Raw genomic sequence first — 20,525 nt, forward strand, 5'->3', positions numbered from 1 at the left:
CTGCCACCAGCCGTTTGCCACCTCATTTCTCAAATCGGCCAGCCTCCATAGATTATACCAAGATACTCTTTTCATTCATCAAACACCAGAAATAATATGCTCAAAAACCAACCGACCACAGACTAAAATTTGGCTCATTCCCCTATCGTTTTTATAGAATTCGTGGATTGATCGATTCGAAAGCTTACTACTAAAAATATTCTATATAAATTCGATAGACTTTATATTATATTAACTTTTTTGCTAGCTTTGGACTTCTCATTCTATCATTTTATTATGCAAGCGGGCAATCTGATCGACATTTACAAGAACGAAACCATCGCGACGGAGGCATTCAAGGATTTCAGGTTACGACGGGGAATCACCTGCAAGAAATGCGGCGGTACCCATCATTACTGGCTCGCGCCCAAGCAGCAGTTTCAATGCAAGCAATGCCGGTTCCGCACCACGTTACAAAGCGGCACCGTGCTCGAAGGCAGCAAACTCCCGATCTCCTACTTTTTCATCGCCGTATATATGATCCTGAAAAAGGGCAATACATTCACGATCCAGGACTTCCAGGAAGAAACCGGCCATAAATACTACGAGCCGCTTTACGATTTCATCCGAAAGGTCCGTACCTACCTGAATGCGAACGATCCGAATACCGTCCTGATTGATCTCGTGGAATTATTCAACTACCATTTGGTAAGTCGGAAATTTCAGGAACGGGTCGTGCACGATTAATAGGTTTTTGTAAAACTGTTGTCGGCATAACGCACTTCGCCGTCTTTCACTTTCACGTAGGCACGGTAAGACAGGGCGTGCATATTTGTAGGGAAACCGATTTTAAATGTTTCGGTATTCGAGCCGAGTTTGGCCGTCCCTTTGAATTTCGCTACCGGGTATGGCCCGTCTACGACAAGGTCCACGGAGGTAGTTGCAGGCAGGAATGCATACACAACGCCAAACTCCTCGACTGCGATGTTCCCGAATTTTTCAAAATTGACATCGAAAGTCTCGATCACACCGCCCAGCACATGGAAAGTAGCCGGGCCGGTATGAATTTCCGGAAAAACCTTCTCCTGAGGTTTGGGATCGTTCTTATGCGTATGGTTGGTACACGAGAGCGCGAGCGCAAAAAACGACAGAATAGCTAAAAGTAAAAATGGGCGTGTACACTGAATGTGAATAGGATTGCTTTTCATAATCGCGTTTTGTTTTTGAGCAATTATAGCATCCCAAGATCACCCACCTGTAACACATCCACCAAGCGGCAACCGTTCGATTAGCTGCCGGTTCGATTCAGATTAAAAGCAGTATCAATAAGTTTTGTTAAGCCGGTTAGTCGCATAACGCACCTCTCCGCCGACCACCTTTGCGTAGGCCCGGTAGGATAATGCATGCATACCGGCTGGAAAATCGACGTTGAAAGTTTCCGTATTGATACCGATCCGCGGCGCATTCTTGAATTTGGCCGTAGGATAAGCCCCGCCGATGACGAGGTTCACCCCGGTAGTATCAGGCAAAAACGCATATACAATGCCATACTCCTCGATCGGCACATTTCCGAGGCTTGTAAAACTGAGGCTGAAATTTTCTACCCGGTCTCCGGACGTGCTAAAAGAAGCCGGATTAGTCTGAATTTGGGGAAGTAACCTATCCGGCGCGGGAGTCGGGTTGTATTTTGGAGCACAGGATACCGCGACCAGCGTCACTAGCAGGCTGATCAACACAGAAAGAGGCTTGCGGTTGGTAAGTTGGTGAATGAAGAGCATCATCAATTTTTTTTCAGCATTTATAAATCTTAACTCTCAAGACACATTTATTTATATACCTCTTTCAAATCCTTTTCAAACAAAGTATAAGGATCATGGTAGAACTTCACAAAATCGGCCTCGCTGACCTGGCCGTGGAAGGGTGCGTAAAAATGGGTGGGGCTTTTGGTATCGTTGCGCCACACGAGCACGTACGCAAGCTGCAATTTCTCCGCTTTCAAGGTTTTGAGCAACGTTTCGGTCCACCACGTCGGGTTGGGGATGCTTTCGAGGCCGGTTTCGGTAAATGCGGCTAGTTTTCCATGCTTTTGGGCGTATTCCGAAACGATTTTGAGCTTTTTCAAACCTGCTTCGAGGTTGTACTTGCCATCGCGGCCGAAATCTCCGTAGTTGTCCATTCCTACCATATCCACCCATTCGTTGCCGGGGTAGCGTTCGAGGAATTCATATTCGGAGGTGAATTTATTGTCGGGGGAGAAGGCGTAAATGAAGTTATGCACGCCCAGCTGATCGCGCAGGTAGGAAACGGTAAAACGCCATACGGCGATGAAATCCTCTTTCGAAGTATGCCCTTTGCCCCACCAGAACCAGTCGCCGTCGAATTCATGGAATGGCCTGAATATCATTGGCGCGAGCGTGCCGTCCTTGCCTTTGACCGAATGTGCAAAATCGGCGATTGTTTTTGAGGATCAGTTTATATTGTTCGTGGTGCGAGCCGCCGGGTTTGATCAACGCCATAGCCGGTTTGGAAACACCGTCCTTCCAATAAAAGCCGCCTTCTGACGCCGGATTCGAGAAATGCCAGGCCACGGTAGTAATGCCGCCGCGGTTGTAAGTGGCTACCACATTCTTCCGCAATGCCTCGGCCGTTTTGGTAATTTCCTCCGCGGGCCGACCCGAGAGTCCCATAAAATCAACACCGATCACGGCGGGGTGCGAGCCCGTTATCGATTTCACGTCCGAACGCTCCTCGTCGCCCGACCAGCCGTGCCCATACTCGGTCGCGTGCTGATGACCAAAAAGAATATGCTGTTCAGAAAGTTTTTTAAGGTTGCGGTAAAGCGCGGTGGTCTCGGGTGTGGCTTTGGTATCGATCTGCGCATTTGCGGCTGCGGTGCAGAGCAATGCGCCTAAAAGGCTTATTAACAGTCTTTTCATGCGTGTACGGTTCAGAATTCGAGATCTTGCAAAGATGGTAAATATTCCCATTCCGCACGATCGTTACTTATTTTCCGATTATTTCGAATAAAATTCGAAAATATCATCACTGTGCCGAACTATTACAATACAATCATTGTAGTAGCTGAACTATATTCAAAATATAAGTCATTTTTTTGAATATTATTCTATTTGAATCCCACCCTGCCGAATTATGAACGGAACCGATATTGTTCTCGATAAAACCGACCTCAGCATTCTCCGCCTCATGCAGGAGAACGCGCGCATGACCAATGCCGACCTCGCGCGCGAGCTGGAAATGGCCCCCTCGGCGGTGCTGGAAAGGGTCAAGAAGCTCGAACAAAAGCAGGTGATCGTCAAATACACGACGCGGATCAGCCCGGTGGCTTTGGGGCAGACGCTCCTCGCATTTATCGCGATGAAATCGTCGGAAGGCATGGGCAGTAACAACACCGCCAAGGAACTTGCCAAAATACCTGAGGTACAAGAGGTTCACCACATTGCGGGCGAGGATTGCTATATGGTGAAAGTCCGCACGGCCGACTCGGCGTCGCTCATGGACCTGATGCGCAACAAGTTCAGCAAAATACAAAGTATCACATCCACGCGCACTACGATCGTCCTCGAAACGGTCAAGGAAGAGCAACAATTAGTTATACCAGAAAAATGAAATCGCCATGCAAACATCAACAAAAACTCCGTCAACTTTAATGGTGGTACTGGCATTCGCCACCGTGTACATCGTTTGGGGATCCACCTATTTCTTCATCCAAAGAGCGCTGGAAGGGTTTCCGCCGTTCTTCCTGGGTGCATTCCGCTTCATCATCGCCGGCTTGCTGATGCTCGGTTGGAGCCTGATGCAAGGTGAAAAAGTATTTTCCTGGAAGATCATGAAACCCGCCCTTGTGACGGGTTTATTGTTGCTGTTTGTCGGCAACGGGGTAGTGATCTGGGTGGAGCAATTCCTGCCTAGCGCAATGGTAGCCATTATGATATCGTCGTCACCGATATGGTTTGTGTTGCTGGATAAGCCAAAATGGTCGGAGAATTTGAGCAACAAATCAACCATTCTGGGCCTTTTAGTCGGTTTTGCGGGTGTAATACTGCTGTTTTATGAAAAAATAATGGCTACCATGTCGTCGCTGAACAGCGGGCGGGACCTTTTCGCGATGGTGCTGGTGGTGTTAGGTTCGATGGCCTGGGCAGGTGGTTCACTGTATTCCAAATATAACTCCGTGTCCAACTCCGCAACGGTCAACTCGACCTGGCAAATGCTCGCCGCCGGCATCGCATTCGTCCCCGGTGCATTGTTTTCGGGTGAATTTGCTTCCGTACAGCTTTCGTCGATTCCGTTAAATGCATGGCTTGCTACCGGCTATCTTATCATGTTCGGCTCCATTGCGGCATTCAGTGCTTACGTGTGGCTTTTGAAAGTACAGCCTGCCACCAAAGTGAGTACTTATGCCTATGTAAATCCCGTGGTAGCCGTGCTACTGGGCATTTTCTTCGCCCACGAATCCATCACGCCTTTACAGATTTCCGGGCTGATCGTCATTTTGGGAAGTGTTCTTTTGATTAATTTGCACAAATACAGAAAGCCGAAACAGGTTACTGCCACTTATTAATATGAAATGGATCACGCGCGAGCGCCCAAAAATTGACCGACTGGCCTGCCCGTGGCTCATACGACGCTTTATCGATCCGCAAGCGGAAATAATATATGTACCCGAAAATGAGGTGTTGCGCCAGGCGAATGTGCTTGGTGCGACACCTTTCGACATTCCCGGTGTCGAGTTCACGCATTATGACGACCAATGCACGTTCGACTATTTCATTAAAAAATACGAATTGAAAGATCCTGCGTTAAGCATTATCGCGCCCATCGTACGCGGTGCCGACACCGACGATCACACGCTGGCGTTGCAGTCGTCAGGACTGTGGGCCATTTCGGCCGGACTGGCTTATAATACCAAGGACGATAAGGAATTGCTCGAAAAAGGCATGCTCATTTACGACGCATTGTACAGCTGGGCCACGCATTTGCACAAGGAAAAGCACACACAAAGCCCCACCGAGCATTTGCTTTTACAGATTTACAAAACCTACATCAGTAATAAAGGAGAGAGGAAAACTAAGGTACCCGCCTGGACCAAAGAGCTCAAAAACCTCATCCAGGACCACATCGATACCAACCTGAACTTCAATCTCAAAATAGCGTCGGAAGAACTGGACGTAAACCCGGCCTATCTTTCGAGGGAATTTTCGCGGTATTTCGATAACCTTTCATTCGGCGAGTACATCCGGAAGCTGCGGATCGAAAAGGCCATTCAACTGCTCGAATCTTCGGACGACACGCTGGCCGAGATCGCCTACCTCACCGGTTTCTCCGACCAGAGTCATTTCAACCGCGTTTTCAAGGCGCATACCGATCAAACGCCCTCCGAATACAGAAAATTTGTCCGAAAAAGTAAAGGAAATACAAAACGTTAAAACCGTTCTATCCTGCGTGCGCATTGGTTTTTAGAATTGCATGGCGGTTTGTCCGCTTTCAACTAAAATCCCATGTTATGCTCCGTTACTTTACCGGAAAACTCCTTATTACGCTCTGCATTTTCATTTCGCTTGCCAATGCTACCCTTCGCGCGCAGCAGCAGGCACAACCAGCGTCGGCACCCGCGAGCACGGCCGCGCCTGCACCCACGTACCCACGTGTAGCCGGTTATGTAGGCATCCTGCACCCGATCGTAACGTTCAGCAACGAGGGTACTACCACCAATTTCGATAGCTATTATGTAGTGGGGCTGCCTACCGGCATTAATATCTGGAAAAGTCCTAAAATCGGCTTCTCCGCCGAGTTTGTACCGCTGGTAAGGGCCGAGAAGGGCACGAGCAAGATGGCCAATTTCCTCTTCCACCCAGGTATCCTCGTAACATTAGCACCCGGGCTTACCTTCGCCGGTCGTGCCGCTTTTGAAACGGCCGGGAGGTATGGCTTCACGCCGGTTTTGAATAAAATCGTGAAGAAGAATAAGAACAGCGGCTATTTTGTAGCGGTACCGGTGCCGTTCCGCTTTGGGAACGGGCACCCGGCTTCCGTTACGATAGGATTTCAGTTTGGAATCACATTCTGACCACGATCAACAACACAAAGAGCCATCCATGACCCGTTCAACTTCTGAAATGTCGCGGTTACGGCGGATCAGCGTCATGATTTTTTCAAAGTCGATCAGTTGAGAAGCCTCGAAAGCGATCACGCCCACGAAACTTTTGCCTCGGCTGATAAAATTCAAATGCTTGATCTTCGCCCCGTTTACGGACTCCACACTGGAAGTGATCTTGTGCAGGTTCCCGGCATTCCGGTAAATGATCCGGAGAAAAAAGGTTTTGCTCATTGGTCTTGATATTTATGTGGTTTGTTGAGAATGTTCTTTTTTTGACCGCTGACGGCCGACCGCTGATTTTTATTTTTAAGATCGGCGGTCCGCGGTCGGTCGTCGGCGGTCCTATTAACATTACGCCCCGCAGCCCGGTTAAGTGCCACCGCCGTACATTAAATTTTGTTAAAATTAGAATGCATCGAACCAAAGCCTGGTCGTCAGGCGATCCTCACCCTGCGCCGCGACGGCTGCTTTGTAGTTGGCTGCGTTGAGTGCCTGCTCGCCGGTAGGGTAAGTAAGGCGAAGCGGCAATTTCCCGTTCAAAACACCTGCATAAGCCGGTTTGAGTTGCGGATAATCCAGCCTGCGCCATTCTGCGAATGCTTCCAGTCCCTGACTAAACAACGCCAGCCATTTCTGCTCCCCGATCGATTTTTTATAGTTGGCCGCATTGTAACTCACCGACGGCTGCGCGAGGTAAGTTGCGATATCTGCATTACTTACTTTGAACTGCTGCAACGAAGCTGTTACCGCCGCTTTGTACAGATCAGCCGCATTTTCCGCAATATATCCGCGCTGCGCAGCCTCCGCCAAATTGAACAAAACCTCCGCATAACTCACAAAAACCGCCGGTGAAGCAGCCGCCGTAAAGTAATCCCCCAGCTTAGAGGTTTTGGTAAAACCTAGTTTTGCCGCAGAATCAGCAGGAAGGCCGTTGGTTACCCCAATGTAGCCGGTAGGCGTCGCATCGACGGTCTTGTTTGCGAACACAGCCAGGCGAGGGTCTTTCAGCTCCTGCAACTTATCGATGATCGATTTGCTCACGCGATAATCGTCCCGCGTTTCGCGGTCGCGGGAAACAGGATTCTGATTCGGCGATGCGAGGTAAACCAGCTGGGCGATCTCGTCATTGGAGGCTATAAGGGCGCTTTTGTCTTTGGCGAGCTCCGTCACTACGGCTTTGGCGGTTTCAGGTTCCTTGTCGGCAATGCGCAACGCGATGCGCAGGCGCAGCGAGTTCGCGAATTTCTTCCATTTGGTGAGGTTGCCATTGTAAACAAGGTCCCCGCTGATCGGCGAACCGCCGGTATTGATCAGCTCGGTCGCCTTTTTCAGGTCGTTCAGAAGGCCGAGGTAAACGTCCTTTTGCGAGTCATACTTTGGCGTGAGCGTCTCGTTCAGTTTCAGTGCCTCGCTGTACGGAATGTTGCCGTAAAGATCCGTCAACAACTGGAACGACCACGATTTCAGAATCAATCCCACCGCCTGATAATTGGTATTGCCCGTCTCCTCCCCTAATTTGATCAGGGTTGCAAAATCAGTCAATCCCTGCGAATAGAGATTCGTCCACACGTTCTGCACGTTGGCAATGCTCACGGTGTACTTGTCCGGATCTGTATATTGAATTTTAGCCCAATGCTGAATAAAAAGCGTGGTCGTCTCCATCGAAGCATCCGATCCGAGCGTCAGATCCGCATTCGACTTGATCGCATTCGCCAGCAAATACTCCGGCTGCGCTTTGATCGCCTCGTTCGGGTTGGTATTGGTTTCTTCGAGCTGATCCTGGCAAGCCGTCAAAAGAAGGCCGGCGGCAGCGATCACAAATCCTTTGGTAATGTTATTAGTACGCATGAATATGGGTCAATTTAGAAGCCTATTGAAAGATTGAAACCGTAAGAAGCGGTCGTTGGCAGCTGCAACGATTCGAGCCCCTGACCGGTGTTGCCGGTGTTGAAGGCCGTTTCAGGATCGATGTTGTCCGCTTTCTTTTGCAGGAACGCCAGGTTACGGCCATACAGCGCGAGGGTCAGGCTTTGCAACTTGAATTTGGAAATGAATGTCTGCGGGACGGTGTAGCCGAGTTTCACTTCACGCAGCTTGATGAACGACGCATCGAACACGCTCGCCTCGTTGATACCCGCACTATTGCTGTAAACGCCTTTGTAATAGCGCTCCGCCGGAACGATCACGGTGTTCGGTTTGCCGTCGGTGGTTACGCCGTTGGCAATGATACCGTCGTCGTACACGATCGCGCCCGTGGGAGCTGCCGCTGCATTAGCCACCTGCACCGCTACGCCGGCTTTGTTGTTACCCGGGTAATAGTAGGTCAAACCGCCGTGATCCGCATCGCGGCCGGGCAATGTCGATTTCAGCACGCCGGTATAGCGGCCGGTTGCATTGGTAGCCGAATAAATAGAGCCGCCTTGCTTGGTATCAATGAGCACATTCAGGTTAAATCCTTTGAAAGAGAACGAGTTATTAATACCGCCCATCCATTTTGGCGTGTAATGGCCAAGCACTTGCAAACTTGGATTCTTCGCAGGCAATCCGTTAGCACCGATGATTTGCTCACCATTTTCAGCCCGTGCGAATGCAGAACCGAATATCGCGCCGTAACCCAAGCCCTTGCTGGCATAAACGGTCACACCATTGGTACCCAGTTTGTAATCGTTCAGGAAGCCCTCGTCGTCGAGCTCCACCACTTTACTGCGGTTTCTGGAAAAGTTGATACCGATGTCCCATTTGAAACCTGATTCCGTTTCGATCGGCTTCACATTCAGCATAGCCTCGATACCACGGTTGTTGATATGGCCCGCATTCAGGAGTTTCTGCTTGTAACCCGTCGAAGGGCTCACATCTGCACGCAAAATTTGGTTATAGCTATCTGTATTATAATAACTCACATCCAACCGAACGCGATTACGGAACAATGCCACATCGGCACCGATCTCGGTCGATTGTGTGATTTCCGGCTTCAAATCCTCGCTCAGAAACACGTCCGAAACCGTCAGCAAAGGTGCGCTGCCAAAAGGCTGGTTAAATGGAAACGTATTCACCAACTGGTAAGGATCGGTATCCTTGCCCACTTCGGCCCAGCCGCCGCGGAGTTTGGCGTACGTGAGCACATTGCTTTTGATATCGAATGCATCCGTAAGCACCAAACTCGCATTTACCGACGGGTAGAAGTACGAGTTGTTGCCGGTAGGCAATGTCGATGACCAGTCGTTGCGCGCCGTCAGGTTCAAAAACGCATAGTTGCGGAAGCCCACTTGTGCGGAGCTGAATGCGCTGTAAACCTTCTGTTTGCGCAGCACATTGTAGGACACGAGCGGATCGCGCGAGTTGTTAAGCGTGTACAGGTCGGCTACCGCCAGGCGTGGCGCCTGCTGGTAATTCTGCTCGTTGAAATTGCTGCGCAGGTTACCTCCTACCAGCCAGTCGAGTTCAAAATCGGTGCTAACATTCTTGTGAAAATTGAAATTGAAGTCGGTATTGTTCTCGTTCACAACATAGCTGTCCTCGGTGTAGGAGCCATAGGGCGTGCCGTTAGTACCATATGCGACCCTGAATTTGCGCTTGTCGTTATAATAGTCGTTACCCGTCCGCACGTTGGCCGTGAGCCAGTCGGTAATCTTGTAATTCAAATTCACATTACCGAAAAAGCGGTCGCGGCGCTGCTGAGCCGTGTTTTCATATTGCAACAGGTAAGGATTGCTATAATAGCTGTGGTTCCAGTTGTAGTCGAAACCGCCTTTGTTATAATCCTTCAACAACTCGGTATCGACCTGGCGTCCGAACCACAGGAATTGAAGCATTACGCTGCTCCCACGGCCGGAGGTACCTGGCAGGTTATCGGAGCTGTTCCGCGCAAAATTCGCGCTGGTCGATAACGTCAGCTTGTCGTTCAGGCGGTAAGTCGTATTCACTCCGAATGAGTTTTTGGAAATATCCGTATTCGGGATCACGCCGGTTTGCTTGCTGTTGTTGAAGGAGAAACGATAATCCACCTTGTCGTTAGAGCCCGCCACGGATACGCCTGTTGTGCGGGTATGACCCGTTACGAAGAAGTTTTTGACATTGTCGGGATGCGCCACAAATGGCACCGCCTCGCCGTTCGAGAAGAACTGGGGGATCAGCCTGCCGTCCATTCTCGGGCCCCAGCTTTCGTCGGTCGCGTCATTTACACCGCCTCCTTTTCCATTCACGTAAGAGAATGCACCGCCCGTTCCCTGCCCGAACACATTTTGATACTCAGGCAATACCAGCAATTTTTCTGAGGAATAGCCGAAATTCACATTCACACCCAACCCACGCTGCGTGCCTTTGCCGCTTTTGGTCTTAATCAGAATCACCCCGTTGGAAGCGCGGGAGCCGTACAATGCGGCCGCATTTGGCCCCTTCAACACGCTAATCGACTCGATGTCGTTCGGGTTAATGTCGGCAATCGCATTCGCGAAATCGCGTGAGCCATTGGCACCAGCACCCAGCTGCGAATTATCGACCGGGATTCCATCCACCACGAAAAGCGGCTGGTTATTACCGGCAATCGACGTTTCACCCCGGATCACGATCCGCGACGAGCCCATCCCGCCCTGGCTGTTGGTAATATTCACGCCGGCGATCTTGCCCGAAAGCGCATTTACGAGGTTACCCTCGCGGGCCTCGGCTACATCTTTAGTCTGCAACTCCTGCACCGCATAGCCGAGCGACTTTTTTTCTTTCGCAATGCCGAGCGCCGTCACAACCACTTCCTGCAAGATCGTCTCGTCGCTTTCGAGCCGAACGTCGAGTTTGCCGTCACGCGGAACGGGCAATTCAATGGATTTTAAACCGATAAACGAAAATTTCAATATCGAACCAGCGTCGGCCTCAATCGCATAGCTGCCGTCGCCATTGGTAGAGGTGCCTTTGGAAGTGCCTTTGATGAGAACGGTCACGCCGGGCAGCGTTTCGCCGCTGGTGGAGGTCACCTTACCGGTAACCGGGATGGTTTGCGCCTGTGCCGGTTGCAGCCAGGCGATACTGAACAGGAGGAAAATCAGTACTAAATTTCTTTTCATGATGTGGATTGGAAGTTAGGGACAGCTTAAATGTTTATGATTCATTAATTACTCTACTTATTTTATAGATTTAATATACAAATGTAATACCGTGACGATATTTCCCATGCTAATACCGCTATTTTTTGGGCAAATTATCTGCTACGCCCAGCTGGCGATCCTTTTCCAGCCCGCACGCGTCGAAACCACCGGGTCGGATTCGTAGATTCGGGTAATAGCGTCCACCACCAGATCCAGCTCTTCGAATGTATTAAACTTACTGAACGAGAACCTTACGTTCTCCTTGTCGGCTTCGCACGCCAGCGCCTGTATCACATGCGATGCGCCACCGCCCTGGCAGGCGCTCCCACCTGAAACCTGAATACCGACCTGGTCCAGCCTGGCCACCAGGCTTCCCGTGCTCAAACAGGGAAACGAAGCACTGAGCACATTAGCGACGCTGTTTTCAGCCGATTTACTCTCCCCGTTGTAACAAATACCCTCGATCCCGCTGATCGCCAGTTTCGAGACGAGGTATTGTTTCAGCTTGGAAACCTTGCTACGGCTTGCTTCCAGGTTGCGGTAAGCCACTTCCAGTGCCTTCGCAAGCCCCACGATGCCTACGACATTTTCGGTACCGCCCCGCTGGCCGCGCTCCTGTCCTCCGCCGTAGATCAGCGGTTTCAGGCGGTGTTTTTGATTGATATAGACAAATCCCACCCCCTTCGGACCATGAAACTTGTGCGCAGATCCCACGAGAAAATCGATATCAGCCTCCCGCAAATCGAAATGTGCCTTACCCATTGTCTGCGTCGTGTCGGTGAAAAACACGGCATTGTACCGCCGCGCCAGCACGCCGATCGCATGGATGTCCGTCAGGTTCCCGATTTCATTGTTCCCGTGCATGAGCGCGATGAGGGTGCGCGGGTTCGCCCGCAGGAGGTTCTCGAGGTGGTACAGATCCACATTGCCCCGCTCATCGAGTTTTACGAAGCTGGTTTCAATGTCTCCCTCTTTCTCGTGGCGCTTCAAAGTCTGCAATACGGCCTTATGCTCGATGCGGCTGGTGATGACGTGGCTGAGGTCGTAAGCCTGGATCGCCCCCGACAATGCAAGGTTAATCCCTTCCGTAGCCCCGGCCGTGAAATAAATCTCTTCCGGCGCAGCGCCCAGCAAATGCGCTACTGTGCGCCGTGCCTGATCGACGGCCTCTTTTGCCCTTCTGCCCGCACGGTGCGAGGACGAAGGATTGGCATAATGTGTGGTCAGGAATGGCAGGATCGCCTCAATCACTTCCGGGTCCAGCGCGGTCGTAGCCGCATTATCCAGATAAATTTCCATGTGTCTCTGGTTTGTTGTTGATCAAAGTTTGTTCGCGGCAAGGCACAGGTTTTCAAAGGCCTAACCAGCCTGATTCACTGTACAATACCAGTTTACTACTGTGGTTGGATTTTCAGATTTATCAATAGAATTAGGTTGGGGCACCTTGACGAGTTACAGGTTGCCAGAAGATCACAGAGCCTAACCTCTCCCTTCGTTCTCAATAAATCTATAAATTCTATAGACAAAGATTGATAAAAGATTTTAAGAATGCAAAAAACGAGGGCGTTTTTTACCTTAGAAATTTGAACGAGGGCGTTTTTTTGATATTTTTACCTTCGTTCTGAAAACACAGGTAAAAAACGCCCTTGTTCTTCCCATGAAATACAGTCCCGTAAAACCGTACAATAACCTGCCTGATTTGCCGCCAAAAGGCAAGTTGGAAACGAAGGCTGTTTTCAAAAAGCTGATTTCGGCGAGCAGAGCTTTGTCGGAACTGAAAGGGGCTATTACCAACCTTCCGAACCCGCTGCTGTTTATCGATACCATCAATTTGCAGGAAGCCCAGGCGAGTTCGGCAATTGAAAATATCATTACCACCCAGGATGCGCTCTTTCAGGCATCTATCGTAGAGAAGAATATTGATGATGCCCCTACGAAAGAGGTAATTCATTATAAGGACGCATTATGGTACGGATTGGAAGAAATCCGGAAAAGACCAGTCCTAACGACCAATCTGTTCATAGCCATTATGCAGATTATTAAGGAAAACCAGTCGGGCATACGAAATATCCCGGGCACGCAGCTAAAAAACCCTGCAAGCAGTCAGGTTATTTACACGCCGCCTGACAGCGAGGAAGTGATCCGGAAAAAGCTCGCAGCACTCGAAAACTTCATTAATATCGACGATGATCTGGACCCGCTTATCAAACTGGCATTGATACATTACCAGTTCGAAGCCATTCACCCGTTCTTTGACGGCAATGGGCGAACCGGTAGGATTATTCTACTGCTTTACCTGAAACAGTGCGGCTTGCTCGACTTACCGGCACTCTATTTGAGCAGCTATATTTTGAAAAACAAGAATGCCTATTACCTCAACCTCCGCCATGTAACGGAAAAAGGCAACTGGGAAAACTGGATTCTTTACATGCTCGATATGATAGAGGTTACTTCACGCGAAAGCCGCAGCAGAATTGAGCACATTGCAGCCTTGATGAAGGAAATGGGCGAAGAAATTCAGAAAGCCCTGCCCAAAATTTACTCCAAAGACTTGCTTGAAGTGCTGTTCCGCTTGCCTTATACAAAAAGAAGCTCCCTGGAAGTGGCAGGACTTGGTAATATCAAGACAGCAGGAAATTACCTGAAAAGTCTGGAAGAAAAGAATTTCCTTCAAAGCGTGAATGTAGGAAAGGAAAAACTCTACTTAAACTTCCGTCTGATGAATTTGCTGAAAAGCTAAGAAACCGCTTGCACATTCAGCACGTGACCTCGCTCATTTAATTGTTTTCCCGAGCCGGACAGAATCTAGTTTGCGCGCAGCCTGTTGACCTGCAAACTAAACCTATCAAACCGTGGCAAGTGCTGCAACATTGAAATTACTGGCGCTCGAACGGCTGCGCGATGCAGAATGCCTCATTGCAAACGGCCATGCCGGCGCGGCTTATTACATTGGTGGGTATGCAATTGAGCTGGCACTCAAAGCAATAGTTTGCAAAAAGCTAGACGTCGAAATGTTTGAAAGAGAGGCAGTGCCGCGGCATATTGCCAAGTCATTTATGATTCATGACCTCTCCGACCTTTTAATTCTATCTGGGCTGATGAACGATTTGGAAAACGCCTGTATAGAGGACTATGTCTTTCAGGTAAGCTGGACCCGAATAGCGATATGGTCGGAACAACGCAGATATGAGATAGGCTGTTCGGCTACAAAAGTCGAAGTATTTGTTATTTCTCTAAAAATTGTCATGCAATGGTTGCAACAGCATTGGTAGAAACACTGCAAAAAGTGTTTCGGGAAGCAAAAAAAGACGGTCTGATCATAGATGCAATCGGCTTGGCACCCGCCTTTCACGGAATGGTAAAAGACAGCTACGTGCTGGGTGTCAGTGCGCCATCACTCTCGGAAGTACATGAGTATGAAAGTATGGAAATCATCCTAAAATTACTGTGGCAACGTGTAACACCAGAACAACGAAGGATGATAAACCGGGTCAGGGTATTTAATAATGTAGAAGACCTAGATGACCATAAATACAACGATTTTGCAGATTACCCATACGAAGGTTACGTCGGCATTCAACGAAAATTGCCTCAGCTGTATCCGGTCGAATAAAACGCTCCCAAACGAGGGCGCTTTTTGGCATTTTCCGCCCTCGTCTGCGTAATGAAGGTAATTTTCGCCCTCGTTATTTTACCTCCTTTTTTAGCACCTCATACCGCTTCCGTAGCTTTTCCAGTGTGGGTTTTTCCGAAGGCCGCTTCGCCAGGTTCACCGTCTCATGCGGATCTTTAACTGTATCATAAAGCTCCTCATACCCGTGCTCGGTGTAATGCATATATTTCAAATCACCGCTTACAACGCCTTCCACCTTTGGCAATCGCGGACTGCCCAGGTAGGTATGTTCATAGAAAAAGTCCTTACGGGCTGGCAGCTTCTTTTGCTCGGCTGCGAGGAGGTCGTAACCCTGGATTGCGGATGGCACGCGTACTCCCGCGAACGAAAGAATGGTAGGCGCAATGTCTATATTCAATGCAAGCTGCGAAGAAGATTTGCCTTGGAGACTCTTGGGCAATGCGCCGCCGGAAATGATCAGAGGTACGCGGATGGATTCTTCAAAACCAAACCATTTACCCTCCAAACCATGCTCTCCCAGTGAAAAACCATTGTCCCCCATGAAAATAATGATCGTGTTCTGATCGATTTTCAGGTTTTTGAGCCGCGCTACCATATTTCCCACAACCTCGTCGACACCGCTGATGAGCCGGTAGTAGTCACGTGTGGTTTGCTGGCGGAGTACGGGCGTCGAAAGCAACGGCTTCCACCGGTCGCGGCCGATATTCTGGTCGGTGCGGAAGAATGCGGGGAGGCTGTCCCAGTATTGCGGGGCGGCGGTGACCGGGTCAGGGATTGTTACGTTTTCATACAAAGGTTTAAAACGCTCCTGAACAGGATATTGAGGCGGATTACCATCGAGTTCGTGCGGTGCTTTGAAGCTCACGGAAAGACAAAAAGGAGCCTCTCTACCTGCAAAACGTTCGAGAAATTGCGCAATATCCTTACCCACGCTGTCGGTGTGGTGAATGGTACGCCCGCTCGCATTGACCAGCTCATACTGCGGCTGGCCTTCCTTTTTGGCTGCCCAGTAATCAAACAGCGTGTCGGGCTGGTTCTTCACGCCGATCCCGAATTTCCCGACAAAACCGATCTTGTAACCTGCCTTTTTCAGCAATGCCGGATAGGTTTGCGCGAGGGCCTCTGGTTTGAAATCAGTACCAAAATCGTTGATCCCGTGCCTAGACATGTATTGCCCGCTCAGCAAACTGGCCCGGCTCACCATGCATATCGCCGTGGTGACATGCGCATTCCGGAACAGGATGCCCCGCTTCGCCAGTGCATCGAGGTGCGGGGTTTGGATGATCTTGTTTCCCATAGCACCGAGCGCATCCCAGCGGTGGTCGTCGGTGAGGAGGAAGATAATATTCGGCCTTTTAGGCTGCTGCGCGAGTGCTGTGAAGGTACACGCAAGCGCCAGCGTGATGATCATCAATGTCTTTTGCATATTTATAAACCGCTCACGCGAAGACTATCCTTGCCGTCGTACCGGTAATTCCATTGCCGCATGTATTCGTCAGCCGTAAGGAATTGATCCTTCGCGTCCGCCAATTTCGCCCGGAGCGCTTTTTCGAGTTTAGCCTGCACCTTCGCGTATGCAGGCGAGCCTATGAGATTTTTCAGCTGATAAGGATCTTTTGCATTATCATACAAAAGCCACGGCCCCTTCAAATCTCTCACATAGGTGTATTGTTTTGTGCGAATACCCCGATACTCCTTGCCCCCATTCAGGAAATTGTTTTCATGAAACGGCACAGGTACCTGGATCAGCGCTGCTTCATTGCCGGTCGGTTTTTGTTTACCGGCCAGGATAGCGGCGTAGTTGGTACCCTCAACGCTTCCAGGAATTTTTATATTAGTGATTCCCAGCAAAGTAGGCAGTATATCAACATTCGAAAAAGGCAATGCAAGCTCCTTCTTTGTATTTCCAAAACCAGCAGGATAATGCACCAGCAGCGGCACCAACACCGATTCATCCCAGGGCTTCTGCTTCCTCACTTTACCTTGTGAATAAAGCATATCACCATGGTCGGAAGTAAAAAGCAGGATCGTATTCTCTTCAATACCAGCCTTTTTTAATGCATTTAAAAGATCGCCGGCCGCTTTGTCGAGGGCGGTGCAATGCGCATAATAACCTGCCAGGTCTTTCCGGGCTTTGGCTTGCAGCGAATCCGGCACGTTCGGGCGAAGTTTCAGCCTCGCAGGATCGTACATTTTGCGGTACTCCTCGGGTGCGGTCTGGTAAGGGTCATGCGGCGGCCCCCAGGACAATACGAGCAGGAACGGGTTACCTTTATTTCTGTCGATGAAACGGATGGCACTGTCCGTTTGCGAAAAGGCATCGTAGCCCGGCCATTCGTGGCGCACATCATTTTCATCGAAATAAAATGAGCTGTTGTAATCGTGGGTCACTTCCCGGGCTTTCCAGTAATCAAAACCTTGTCGACGGTCCCGCGGGACGGCGCGGTTACGGGCCGCGAATTGCTTTTCATAGTTGGCTTGTCCGTTGATATGCCATTTGCCAATGTAGCCGGTTGCATAACCTGCCTCTTTGTAAATCTCCGCCATGGTGAGCGCTTCATTCCGCAAAGGGCGATCGTTGTAAAAAACGCCGTGCGTAAGCGGGTACTGGCCCGTGAGCAGGCTCGCACGCGCGGGGCTGCATACCGGCATCACCGACACCGCGGTCGTAAACACCACACTTCGCTGCGCCAGTTTGTCGAGATTCGGCGTTTTCACGTCCGGATTACCGGCATACCCGAGCGACTGCGCATTCCATTGGTCGGCAAGCACAATCACGATGTTGGGCTTGCGTGGCGGAAGAGGGCTGTCGACTTTCCACACAAAACCGGTTGCCATCGCCAGCACAATGCCAACGACCGACAACCGGATCACATACTGATATTTTGAAATCATTTCCCTGTTTCTTGCTCCGCTTCCGGGTAACCTTTTTTCAGCAAAACAGCCAGCTCATTGACCGTAATCACGAAATTCTTATCCTTCGCCAGGTTTCTAAACTCTCCCGGATCCTTCTGGTGATCGTACAATTCCACACCGGCTTTCCCTCCGTCCCATTCGGTGTAGCGGAAACGCTCGGTGCGTATGCTGCGACCGAAAATCTGACCTCGTCGCACCTGGGTGTAAGCCGGCTTGTTCCAGGGGGCAGCCGGATTTTTCAGTAACGGCGTCAGGCTTTTGCCTTGCAGGTTCTGCTTCGGATCGAGCCCGCAGAGCTCGGCCAGCGTCGGATAAATATCGACCAGCTCCACAGTCCGCCCCGATGCTTTTCCCTTTGTACCTCCCGGAACCGAGATGATGAGTGGCACACGTGCCGAGTTTTCAAAAAGGCTTTGCTTCATCCACTGCCCGTGCTGGCCCACATTGTAACCGTGGTCGCTCCAAAGCACGATGATGGTCTTATCGGCGAGTTTCAGTTTATCGACGGCGTCGATCAGCCTACCTACCTGCGCGTCCATGAAGGTGATCGTCGCGTAATAGGCCCGCAATGCCTCCCGGCGCTTGGCCTCGTCCAGGCCCCAGTGCGGCGGTTTGGTAAACAATGCTGCTTCGGGAACGTCGTCGAGGTCGTTCGGGACCTCTTTGGGGAGCGGTACCTGGTCTACCGGGTACATATCAAAGTATTTCTGAGGCGCCACGTAAGGGGTATGCGGTCGGAAAAAGCCCACCGCCAGGAAAAACGGCTCATTCTTTTTCTCGTTCATAATCTTGATGGCCTCGCTGGCGATCATCCCGTCGGTTTGCTCCTCGTCCGTACCCTCCGTCGCGCGCCACGCCAATGCGCTTCCCAGCCCACGATCCGGTGTGAGGTTTTTGATCAGCGGTTCCTCGGTCTTGTCGCGTCCTTTGGGATTCACACGGTAATTCCACGAATCCGGATCGTCCAGTCCATCGGTACCAATCTGCCCCGGCACGCCGTAATGGTATATTTTGCCTACCCGGGCGCTGTAATAATCATTATTTTTGAAAAGCTGCGGCAGCGTAACGATATCCGGCAGGTTTTTGCGGAAATGCGTCTGCAACTCGTATATCTTCGTCACATCCGGCCGCTGGCCCGTGAGCAGCGACGAGCGGCTGGGGCTGCAAAGCGGAAACTGCGTATAAGCCTTATCGAACCGAACGCCGCGTTTGGCCAGACGGTCGATATTCGGGGATTTTACAAATGTGTTTCCGTACGTACCCAGGTCATTGTTCAGGTCGTCGACCGCGATGAACAGGACGTTATACTTCGGCTTGGCCTTGTCGTCGCCATCCGCGGCAACTGATGCAGCAAAGGGACTCAATGAAAGCGCCGCCAGCGCCAGCAATGCATATTTTTTCATCATAGCTTATGGTTTGAATTATTCCTTACCCTCTTTCACCGTCGGGGCGTCCTTTGCATCGGTTTGGGGCAAAGACTTTGCCAACTCTGCCTTCACCGACCCATATTTAGCATCAGCCGCCAAATTCTTCCATTCCTGCGGGTCGGTATCATGGTCGTAAAGCTCCTCCGATCCGTCGTTGTAGCGGATGTAGCGGTATTTTTCAGAACGTACGGCGTGATTGCCCAACCCATGCGTCGTAACGGAAGGGTGGTTCCATGCCGCCGCGGGATTTTTCAGCAACGGTACAATGCTGTTGCCTTCTACCCCTTTCTTCACAGGTAATTTACACAATTCGGTGAGCGTCGGGTAGATATCCATCAGGTTAACAGTCCGTTCGGAAACGCCATTGGTTTTCGACAAACCCGGCGCGTACACAATGAACGGCACGCGCGAAGCCTCTTCCCACAATGCAAACTTCCGCCAATGCTCCTTCTCACCCAGGTGCCAGCCATGATCGCCGAAGAAAACGATCACCGTATTTTGGGCATACGCACTTTTCTCCAAGGCATCCAGCAGGCGACCGATCTGCCCGTCGGCAAACGTAATGCTTGCCAGATAGCCCTGTACGGCTTTTTCCCATTGCTTATGCTCGACGATGAACCGGTGGTCACCCTTCGGCTTGGCGATTTTCACGCCGGCATCCGGCACATCCTGCAAATCGTTGGCAATCGTTTTCGGCAGTTTAATATCGGATAAGGGATATTGGTCAAAATACTTTTGCGGGACATACCATGGCAAATGCGGCCGCGTAAAACCAACCGCCAGAAAGAACGGCTTGTCATGTTTGTCATTCAGAAAACCAATTCCCTCATTCACCACCTTATAGTCACCCATATCTTCATCCTGCACATTCACGGGGCTCCAGTCGAAATGCGCGAAGCCGTTAACCGGCGCCTTCGGCGGCTCGGGAGATTTCGGAATATCGAAATAGGAAGGCCATGAAGCCTTGTCGTTGAATGCATTATGGAAAATCTTGCCGGCGCCTTTTACTTCATACCCATTGGCTGTAAAATACTGTGGAATTGTTACCGCATCCTTCAAAACCGGCCGCCAGGGCTGGTTATTATGGTATACTCCCGAGCTCGACGGCCTCACTCCCGTGAGCAGGCTCGCACGCGACGGGTTACACGCAGGCGCGGAGCAATAAGCCTTTTTAAACACAACACCTTTCTTCGCCAGCTTGTCGATATTCGGCGTTTGAATACCCGGATACCCGCCAAACGGCCCGATCCAGTCATTCATGTCGTCGACGGCAATGAAGAGGACGTTGTATTTTGCGTTTTGAGCGATTGCGTCTAGGCCAGGTAACACCGCCAAGGCCAGCAGCCATATTATTCTTTTCAATTTCCCGATCA

At 50.5% G+C, this 20,525-nt stretch carries 20 protein-coding genes and 1 riboswitch; of the genes, 8 read left to right on the top strand and 12 right to left on the bottom strand.

What is annotated here, in order from left to right:
• Nucleotides 1-276: 276 nt before the first annotated feature.
• Nucleotides 277-726 carry a transposase gene (locus CLV60_RS35155; protein ID WP_106596545.1) on the top strand — a complete coding sequence of 150 codons (450 nt, stop codon included), beginning with the start codon at nt 277-279 and terminating at the stop codon, nt 724-726.
• Here CLV60_RS35155 and CLV60_RS15755 read toward each other — a convergent pair.
• From CLV60_RS15755 to CLV60_RS34920, 4 genes are all read right to left on the bottom strand, one after another.
• Complete coding sequence (locus CLV60_RS15755; protein ID WP_106596336.1) at nt 723-1,187, bottom strand: hypothetical protein; 465 nt, start codon at nt 1,185-1,187, stop codon at nt 723-725. The two genes, CLV60_RS35155 and CLV60_RS15755, sit on opposite strands and share 4 nt — an antisense overlap.
• Before the next feature lie 114 nt (nt 1,188-1,301).
• Nucleotides 1,302-1,760 carry a hypothetical protein gene (locus tag CLV60_RS15760; protein WP_146151556.1) on the bottom strand — a complete coding sequence of 153 codons (459 nt, stop codon included), beginning with the start codon at nt 1,758-1,760 and terminating at the stop codon, nt 1,302-1,304.
• Nucleotides 1,761-1,804: 44 nt separating this feature from the next.
• Nucleotides 1,805-2,383, bottom strand: coding sequence for a glycoside hydrolase family 26 protein (locus CLV60_RS34915; protein ID WP_310589336.1), 579 nt, complete (start codon nt 2,381-2,383; stop codon nt 1,805-1,807).
• Nucleotides 2,361-2,915 carry a glycosyl hydrolase gene (locus CLV60_RS34920; RefSeq protein ID WP_310589337.1) on the bottom strand — a complete coding sequence of 185 codons (555 nt, stop codon included), beginning with the start codon at nt 2,913-2,915 and terminating at the stop codon, nt 2,361-2,363. The genes CLV60_RS34915 and CLV60_RS34920 overlap by 23 nt, the downstream gene beginning before the upstream one ends.
• Nucleotides 2,916-3,129: 214 nt before the next feature.
• Here CLV60_RS34920 and CLV60_RS15770 point away from each other — a divergent pair, with 214 nt between their 5' ends.
• From CLV60_RS15770 to CLV60_RS15785, 4 genes are all read left to right on the top strand, one after another.
• Nucleotides 3,130-3,606, top strand: a complete 477-nt coding sequence (locus CLV60_RS15770) for an Lrp/AsnC family transcriptional regulator (RefSeq protein WP_106596338.1) — start codon at nt 3,130-3,132, stop codon at nt 3,604-3,606.
• Nucleotides 3,607-3,613: 7 nt separating this feature from the next.
• Nucleotides 3,614-4,561 carry an EamA family transporter gene (locus CLV60_RS15775; protein ID WP_170118783.1) on the top strand — a complete coding sequence of 316 codons (948 nt, stop codon included), beginning with the start codon at nt 3,614-3,616 and terminating at the stop codon, nt 4,559-4,561.
• A 1-nt stretch (nt 4,562) separates the two neighbouring features.
• On the top strand, nt 4,563-5,426 hold the full coding sequence (locus tag CLV60_RS15780) for a chromate resistance protein ChrB domain-containing protein (protein ID WP_106596340.1): 864 nt from the start codon (nt 4,563-4,565) through the stop codon (nt 5,424-5,426).
• Nucleotides 5,427-5,503: 77 nt separating this feature from the next.
• The gene (locus CLV60_RS15785; RefSeq protein WP_106596341.1) at nt 5,504-6,067 is read left to right on the top strand and encodes a hypothetical protein; all 564 of its coding nucleotides are present in this window, start codon (nt 5,504-5,506) and stop codon (nt 6,065-6,067) included.
• A gap of 6 nt (nt 6,068-6,073) precedes the next feature.
• On the opposite strand, the gene CLV60_RS15790 is transcribed toward CLV60_RS15785, so the two are convergent.
• The 4 genes from CLV60_RS15790 to CLV60_RS15805 form a co-directional block, all read right to left on the bottom strand.
• On the bottom strand, nt 6,074-6,328 hold the full coding sequence (locus tag CLV60_RS15790) for a hypothetical protein (RefSeq protein WP_090156268.1): 255 nt from the start codon (nt 6,326-6,328) through the stop codon (nt 6,074-6,076).
• 174 nt (nt 6,329-6,502) lie between these two features.
• Nucleotides 6,503-7,945 (bottom strand): SusD/RagB family nutrient-binding outer membrane lipoprotein, encoded by a 1,443-nt coding sequence (locus CLV60_RS15795; protein WP_106596342.1) that lies wholly within the window; start codon nt 7,943-7,945, stop codon nt 6,503-6,505.
• A gap of 14 nt (nt 7,946-7,959) precedes the next feature.
• Nucleotides 7,960-11,154: a SusC/RagA family TonB-linked outer membrane protein gene (locus tag CLV60_RS15800; RefSeq protein WP_106596343.1), complete on the bottom strand. Its 3,195-nt coding sequence runs from the start codon at nt 11,152-11,154 to the stop codon at nt 7,960-7,962.
• A 141-nt stretch (nt 11,155-11,295) separates the two neighbouring features.
• Nucleotides 11,296-12,474, bottom strand: coding sequence for a cysteine desulfurase family protein (locus CLV60_RS15805; protein ID WP_106596344.1), 1,179 nt, complete (start codon nt 12,472-12,474; stop codon nt 11,296-11,298).
• Nucleotides 12,475-12,589: 115 nt separating this feature from the next.
• Nucleotides 12,590-12,683, bottom strand: a riboswitch (SAM riboswitch).
• 149 nt (nt 12,684-12,832) lie between these two features.
• On the opposite strand from CLV60_RS15805, the gene CLV60_RS15810 reads away from it, so the two are divergent.
• The 3 genes from CLV60_RS15810 to CLV60_RS15820 all read left to right on the top strand — a co-directional run bounded on the left by CLV60_RS15810 (nt 12,833) and on the right by CLV60_RS15820 (nt 14,788).
• Complete coding sequence (locus CLV60_RS15810) at nt 12,833-13,915, top strand: Fic family protein (RefSeq protein ID WP_106596345.1); 1,083 nt, start codon at nt 12,833-12,835, stop codon at nt 13,913-13,915.
• 112 nt (nt 13,916-14,027) lie between these two features.
• The gene (locus tag CLV60_RS15815; protein WP_146151557.1) at nt 14,028-14,447 is read left to right on the top strand and encodes a hypothetical protein; all 420 of its coding nucleotides are present in this window, start codon (nt 14,028-14,030) and stop codon (nt 14,445-14,447) included.
• On the top strand, nt 14,426-14,788 hold the full coding sequence (locus CLV60_RS15820) for a hypothetical protein (RefSeq protein ID WP_106596347.1): 363 nt from the start codon (nt 14,426-14,428) through the stop codon (nt 14,786-14,788). Before CLV60_RS15815 ends, CLV60_RS15820 begins: the two co-directional genes overlap by 22 nt.
• 73 nt (nt 14,789-14,861) lie before the next feature.
• Here the strand turns inward: CLV60_RS15820 and CLV60_RS15825 are convergent, their stop codons facing one another.
• Genes CLV60_RS15825 through CLV60_RS15840 form a run of 4 tightly spaced genes read right to left on the bottom strand, consistent with a single transcriptional unit; the run spans nt 14,862 to nt 20,514 of the window.
• Entirely contained in the window at nt 14,862-16,235 is a 1,374-nt protein-coding gene (locus CLV60_RS15825; RefSeq protein ID WP_106596348.1) for a sulfatase family protein, read from the bottom strand.
• Between the two features lie 2 nt (nt 16,236-16,237).
• Nucleotides 16,238-17,704, bottom strand: coding sequence for a sulfatase family protein (locus CLV60_RS15830; RefSeq protein ID WP_229210990.1), 1,467 nt, complete (start codon nt 17,702-17,704; stop codon nt 16,238-16,240).
• Nucleotides 17,701-19,131, bottom strand: coding sequence for a sulfatase (locus CLV60_RS15835; RefSeq protein ID WP_229210991.1), 1,431 nt, complete (start codon nt 19,129-19,131; stop codon nt 17,701-17,703). Before CLV60_RS15835 ends, CLV60_RS15830 begins: the two co-directional genes overlap by 4 nt.
• Nucleotides 19,132-19,146: 15 nt before the next feature.
• On the bottom strand, nt 19,147-20,514 hold the full coding sequence (locus CLV60_RS15840; RefSeq protein ID WP_229210992.1) for a sulfatase: 1,368 nt from the start codon (nt 20,512-20,514) through the stop codon (nt 19,147-19,149).
• Nucleotides 20,515-20,525: the final 11 nt, after the last annotated feature.

It is taken from the genome of Dyadobacter jiangsuensis (assembly GCF_003014695.1).
Lineage (GTDB): Bacteria > Bacteroidota > Bacteroidia > Cytophagales > Spirosomataceae > Dyadobacter > Dyadobacter jiangsuensis.